Origin of the sequence: Maritimibacter fusiformis (assembly GCF_008086115.1) — a bacterium.
In the GTDB taxonomy this organism is placed as follows: Bacteria; Pseudomonadota; Alphaproteobacteria; order Rhodobacterales; family Rhodobacteraceae; genus Muriiphilus; species Muriiphilus fusiformis.
On record NZ_VSIY01000008.1, the window covers coordinates 1 to 5949 of the forward strand.

Below are 5949 nucleotides of genomic sequence, written 5' to 3' on the forward strand. Positions count from 1 at the left end.
CTAGGTCTTGAACCCACAAAAGGAATTCCCTTTGGATCGTTGTCGTGATTCACTTTTTGGAAACCGGAGGTGAGCATGACGGGCAGGCATGATCTGAGCGATATGGCGTGGGCGGTGATCGCGCCGCTTCTCCCCAACAAGCCGCGCGGCGTGGCGCGTGTGGATGACCGGCGAGTGATCTCGGGCATCTTCTATATTCTGCGAACCGGCGCCCCCTGGCGCGACCTGCCGCAACGCTAAGGTCCCGGAACCACCGTCTACAACCGATACAACAGGTGGGCGAAGGCCGGGGTCTGGCTGCGCATTTTCGAGGCTTTGGCGGAGAAAATTCTCGCATTCCTTACACTTGATCGACAGTTCCATCGTGCGCGCCCACCAACACGCCGCCGGTTGTGGAACGGCATTCAAGATTGCCCCCCGTTGAGGGGTGATCGGCGTCCAAAAGTGACCCCCCTGACAATACCGTTCAAAAGCTTCCTCCAGAGCAAGAGGGAGCGGCCAGGGGATGTTGGTTGTGGAGACGATCGCGAAGATCAGGCGTGCGCATTTCGTCGACGGCAAGTCGATCAAGCAGATCTGCCGGGAACTGCGGGTGTCACGCAACACAGTGCGCAAGGTCATCCGCTCTGGCGCGACCGAGTTCACCTACGACCGCACGACGCAGCCCCGTCCCAGGATCGATCCTTGGCGGTCCGAGTTGGACGACATGCTGGCCGAGAACAGCCGGCACCCCAAGCGCGAGAGGCTGACGCTGGTGCGGATCTACGAAGAGCTGCGCAATCGCGGCTATGGCGGCGGCCACGATGCGGTGCGGCGCTACGCGGCCAATTGGTCGAAGGCGACGCGGGAGGCATCTGCGGCGGCCTATGTGCCGCTGTGCTTCGATCCGGGCCAGGCCTACCAGTTCGACTGGAGCCATGAGATCGTGATCCTCGACGGCGTGGCCGTGACGGTGAAGGTCGCCCATGTTCGCCTGAGCTACAGCCGGATGCTGTTCGTGCGGGCCTATCCGCGCGAGACCCAGGAGATGGTATTCGATGCCCACGACAAGGCGTTTGCGTTCTTCGGCGGCGCCTGTGCCCGTGGGATCTATGACAACATGAAGACCGCGGTTGATGCGATCTTCGTCGGCAAGGATCGGGCCCATAATCGGAGGTTCCAACAGATGTGCGGCCACTTCCTGGTCGAGCCCGTCGCCTGCACGCCTGCGTCCGGCTGGGAGAAGGGCCAGGTCGAGAACCAGGTGGGGGTGCTCCGGCGGCGGTTCTTCGTGCCGCGCCCGAGGTTCAAATCCTATGCCGAGCTGAACGCTTGGCTTGAGGATCGCTGCCTGGTCTACGCGAAGGCCAACAAGCACCCGGAGTTACGCGACAGAACCATCTGGGAGGTGTTTGAAGAAGAGCGCCCGAGCCTCGTGCCCTATGTCGGCCCATTTGACGGATTCCACGCTGTTGCCGCCTCCGTGTCCAAGACCTGTTTGGTCAGGTTCGACAATAACCGATACTCGGTCGATGCCTGCGCCGTCGGGCGGCCGGTCGAGATCCGGGCCTACGCCGATCGGTTGGAATGCTGGCAGGATGGTCGGATCGTCGGCAGCCACACACGCGCCTTCGGACGCGGCAAAACCATCTTTGACCCGTTGCACTACATCCCTGTTTTAAAACGCAAACCCGGAGCCCTGCGCAACGGGGCGCCGTTCAAGGCGTGGGACCTGCCGGTTGCGATCCGCCGCGTTCAGCGCAAGCTGGAGCGTCAGCCCGGTGGCGACCGGCAGATGGTCGATATCCTTGCCGCCGTGCTCACCGACGGCCTGGACGCCGTCGATGCCGCCTGTGCAGAGGCACTGTCGCACAACGTCCATTCCGCCGGCGTCGTTCTCAATATCCTGGCGCGCCACCGAGAACCGCCGCCGGCCTTGACCATCACCACCCCGGACGCGCTGCGGCTCTCATGCGAACCCGCTGCGAATTGCGACCGATACGACAGCCTGAGGAGACAGACAGATGGAACGCTCAGAAGTGCTCGACGCGATGGGAAAGCTGAAGCTCTACGGGATGAGGGCGTCCTACGATGAGATCATCGGCACAGCCCTCAAGCGCCAACACGAACCCCAGCAGATCATCGGGGACCTGCTGACGGCTGAGATATCCGAGAAGCAAGCCCGGTCGATCAAATACCAGATGACCATCGCCAAGCTTCCTCTGGCCAAGGAACTGGAAGAGTTCGACTTCGAAGACACCGACATCAACGAGACCCTGATCCGCGATCTGGCAACCGGAGACTTCCTCGATCACCAGCGCAACCTCGTGCTGATTGGCGGCACCGATCCTGTTTCATAATGCCCACCTCGCTATGTCTCTATAAGGCAAGTGCTTTTTGATGCGGATCTTCAGACGGCGGGCGACTACCGCGCCTTTTGTCCGCTGCTTCAATGACATCGTTCCTGCCAAGGTCGTCCATTCTGATGATCCAGGGGGCACCTTTGCAGAATTGTTGCGCCGGCAGCCGGCTTTCCTGGATCAGGCGGCGCACGCTTGATGGACTGATTGCCAATACCTCGGCTGCCTCGTCAAGTGTCAGTTCACCGCGCTCCTGGCGTTCGCCCTCGCGATAGACATCGATCTTATGGTGATTGCGCAGACTGCACACGCGCGATTGCGTCCATCCGTGGCCGCGGCCGGTCACCTTGCCTGCCCGGTTGAGAGTTGCGGCAATCAGCTTGTCAGGCATGAGACGAGCCAGCGCACGCGCGAGATCGACGATATCCCGGTCGGTACTCCAGCGGTGCTGGCCGCTGCGGTTCTTGCGGACAGCCAATCCGGAATGTGCGCCACCTTGCCAGCGGACAACAAACTCGATGGTCTCTCCGTCAACGCGCGCAATGATCTCCTCGACCAGAGTGCGAATGATCTGTTTCTTGGTGGCAGGTGCAGCGCCTGGGCTTGTCCAGGCGCGCTCAAGATCGGCCCCCAGGCTCAGCAGCCTGGCGTGATCGGCGGTGCTCGTCTTTTGCGACAGGGCCGCCGCATCATGCGCCTTGATCTGATCCTCAAGCGCGGTGACCGCGCCAAGCCGCGCATTCCAGCGCGCTTCCAGTTCTCCTGCTACCAGACGATTGTCGGGATCGACCGCATCGTACTGACGCCGGGCACGGGTGGCCTCGTAGCGCGCCTGCTCCAGGCTCAGTTCAAGCTGATGGCGCTTCTCCTCGTGTGCCTGGCCCTGGGCCACCTCTGCCTCGAGTGCCGCCTCGATGCCGAGCGGTTGCAACCGCGCGATGATCTCGGCGCTGATTGCCTGATCGACCCGCATGCCACCGAATGAGATGCAGCGCGCGCCACCGTGATTGAACTGGCTGCCGCGGCAATGATAGCGGCCGGTGTTACCGCCCTTGCCCGAATAGGCGACGTGAAGTTTGCGCCCGCAATGGCCGCATCTCAGGAGCCCGGCCAGAAGAGCTTCGCCACGCCTTACGGCACCGCGCCCTGGGCCGAACTTTCCTGTGGCGTTGTCCGCAATCAATTGCTGGTTCCTCTCGTAGATATTCCAGCTGATATAACCATCATTATGATCGGGGATCAAAACATCCCACTCTTCCTGTGGCTTGCGTAACCCCTGGATCACACGCTTGCGTCCGTCCTCGATCACCGTGCGCGAGCCGGTGCGGCCAAACACATAGGCCCCGGCATAGATCGGGTTGCTGAGGATGTGTAGGACCGTGTTGTAGACGGGCAGTTTCCACCGGATATCGCGCCCAGCCGATCCGTGGACAACCGCCGGGAGCGAGATCTGTTCTTGCCGGAGCCACACATGTACCTGCCGGACTGACCGCATCTCGTCGAATTTGGCAAACACCAGTCCAATGGCGTCCTGGACCCGCCGGTCAGGGTCCTTGTCGACCCGATCCCGGCCGATGCGCACATAGCCGATTGCAACTGTCATGAACAGCTCACCGCGGCGTGCCTTCTGGCGGAGCGCCTCGTGGGACCGTTGCCGAAGGACCGATAGCTCCATCTCGCTCATGGTCCCCTTCATACCGAGCAGCAGGCGGTCATTGGGATGACGCGGATCGTAGACCCCATCTTCATCGACAATGAGCGTGGAAACCAGGCCGCAAAACTCCAGCAGCGTATGCCAATCGCGACCATTGCGCGCCAGCCGCGAGGCTTCGATCGATACCACCGCACCAACACGACCCTCGCAGATCCGGGCGAGAAGCTTCTCGAAACCGGGCCGTGCGACTCCGGAGCCCGAACGGCCAAGATCATCGTCGATGACATCTACGTCGGTCCAGCCAAGCTGGCGGGCGCGCTCCACAAGAGCGTACTGGCGCCGTTTGCTTTCAAGGTTATGCGCGACCTGGTCTGCGGTCGATTGCCGGACATACACGATGGCCTTGCGCGTCAGATGATCACAGCCAACCTTACTCATCGTGTGTCTCCCTCGCCGCAGACGGGTCTTCCATGTCCGTCATGTCGCGCGCAGCCTCGTTCAGAAGCGCTCCCGTGAGCGTCAGCAGACGCCGTCGGCGGTCCAGCGGGATCGGGGGTGGCATCGAACAGATGCAGTTGAAGGGGATTGGTTGCTGTCATTCTCGCCTCCATTGTCCGGGGATGATTCCCCGCCCGGCAAGCGTAAGGACCGATCCAGTATTGCGCGTGCCTCGAGGAGTGCCGCAACCGAAAGCGCAGGATCGCGAACGACAACCGCCTCTCCCGATCCCTGCTCGGTCATCCAGGCGGGGATCTTTGCCAGTGTTCCGTCACATTGAACAATCGTCAGATGCGCGACCCCACCACGACACGATCGCGCGACCACCTGCACCATCTGTCCCGCCCGAGGATGAAACGGATAACAAATCCGAACCTCAGATCCCGGAAAGCGGGCAGTCTGTCGTTGGCTTGCCAGGAACCGGCAAGACCCATCTCGCCGTCAGCATCGCCAGGGCTTGCATCCGAGACGGTCGGCGCGGTCGGTTCTTCAACGTCGTAGATCTCGTGAACAAGCTGGATGCCGAGGCCCGCGCAGAACGGCAGGGTCGGACCGCCGAGCTGATCTCCCGCCTCGACTTCCTGATCCTGGACGAGCTCGGCTACCTCCCCTTCGCCCAGACCGGCGGCCAGCTCCTGTTCCATCTCATCAGCAAACTCTACGAGCGCACCTCGATCATCGTCACCACCAACCTCGCGTTCGGCGATTGGCCGACCGTCTTCGGCGACGCCAAGATGACCACCGCGCTCCTCGACCGGCTCACTCACCGCTGCGAGATCATCGAGACCGGCAACCAGAGCTGGAGATTCAAGAACAGGACGTAACGCCCAGCAGCACCCCCGCTGCCCCGGCGCCGCTGCGTTACATGAAGACTACGCAGCACCGGGCCAGCTCAGCTCCAAGGGGTCAATCTTGGGCGCCGAAAGGGGGTCACGATTGGATGCTGATTGACAAACTCCGCCAAATGGCCGCGCAACGCGTTGATCAACTGGGTCCGCTGCCGCACAAAGCACTGGTGCGTCCGAAAGGCGACGGCACGCCCCTGTTGCTCAGCGCTCTTCACTGCAACGAACCGCATGCTGGGACGGCTGGCCGCTTCGGCTATCGCCTCGGCGTCGGCGCGGTCATTCTTCTGGCGTTTCACGAACGGCTTCACGTAGGCGGCCGGAATCAACCGCACCTCATGGCCACTTGACTGGGCAACACGGCCCCAATGATGCGACGTAGCACAGGCCTCCATCGCCACCACACAATGCGCTTGCTCCGCTAAGAGCTGATACAGCCGTGGGCGCGTTACCGACCTATTGAATGCAACAGCGCCGTCCGCCATGACGCCGCAAACCTGAAAACTGCCCTTGGCAACATCAATCGCCAAAATGCTAATCTCTGACATGGATGCCTCCCTCGCGTTGGTTCCTACGAAACCGTTATGGCACACTCGATGCCGTCGGGTGGGGG

At 61.8% G+C, this 5949-nt stretch carries 3 protein-coding genes and 4 pseudogenes; 4 read left to right on the forward strand and 3 right to left on the reverse strand.

The window, feature by feature from the left end; all coding sequences use genetic code 11:
* Positions 1-75: 75 nt before the first annotated feature.
* From FVF75_RS17930 to FVF75_RS10585, 3 genes and pseudogenes are all read left to right on the forward strand, one after another.
* A pseudogene (locus FVF75_RS17930) lies at positions 76-388 on the forward strand (IS5 family transposase); the annotation flags it as partial.
* A gap of 117 nt (positions 389-505) precedes the next feature.
* Positions 506-2074, forward strand: coding sequence for an IS21 family transposase (istA, locus tag FVF75_RS10580; RefSeq protein ID WP_148377954.1), 1569 nt, complete (start codon positions 506-508; stop codon positions 2072-2074).
* Positions 2004-2324, forward strand: a pseudogene (locus FVF75_RS10585) (ATP-binding protein); the annotation flags it as partial. The gene istA and the pseudogene FVF75_RS10585, both read left to right, overlap by 71 nt.
* 34 nt (positions 2325-2358) lie before the next feature.
* On the opposite strand, the gene FVF75_RS10590 reads toward FVF75_RS10585, so the two are convergent.
* The gene (locus tag FVF75_RS10590) at positions 2359-4431 is read right to left on the reverse strand and encodes a recombinase family protein (RefSeq protein ID WP_148377956.1); all 2073 of its coding nucleotides are present in this window, start codon (positions 4429-4431) and stop codon (positions 2359-2361) included.
* An 81-nt stretch (positions 4432-4512) separates the two neighbouring features.
* The gene (locus FVF75_RS17935; protein WP_187393046.1) at positions 4513-4827 is read right to left on the reverse strand and encodes a hypothetical protein; all 315 of its coding nucleotides are present in this window, start codon (positions 4825-4827) and stop codon (positions 4513-4515) included.
* 65 nt (positions 4828-4892) lie between these two features.
* Here FVF75_RS17935 and FVF75_RS10595 point away from each other — a divergent pair.
* A pseudogene (locus FVF75_RS10595) lies at positions 4893-5315 on the forward strand (ATP-binding protein); the annotation flags it as partial.
* Between the two features lie 131 nt (positions 5316-5446).
* Here the strand turns inward: FVF75_RS10595 and FVF75_RS10600 are convergent.
* Positions 5447-5884: pseudogene (locus tag FVF75_RS10600) on the reverse strand (IS110 family RNA-guided transposase); the annotation flags it as partial.
* Positions 5885-5949: the final 65 nt, after the last annotated feature.

Excerpts from the sequence above, each read along its gene's own strand:
- FVF75_RS10590 (WP_148377956.1), bottom strand. The coding sequence starts at position 4,431 with ATGAGTAAGGTTGGCTGTGATCATCTGACGCGCAAGGCCATCGTGTAT.
- istA (WP_148377954.1), top strand. The coding sequence starts at position 506 with ATGTTGGTTGTGGAGACGATCGCGAAGATCAGGCGTGCGCATTTCGTC.
- FVF75_RS17935 (WP_187393046.1), bottom strand. The coding sequence starts at position 4,827 with ATGGTGCAGGTGGTCGCGCGATCGTGTCGTGGTGGGGTCGCGCATCTG.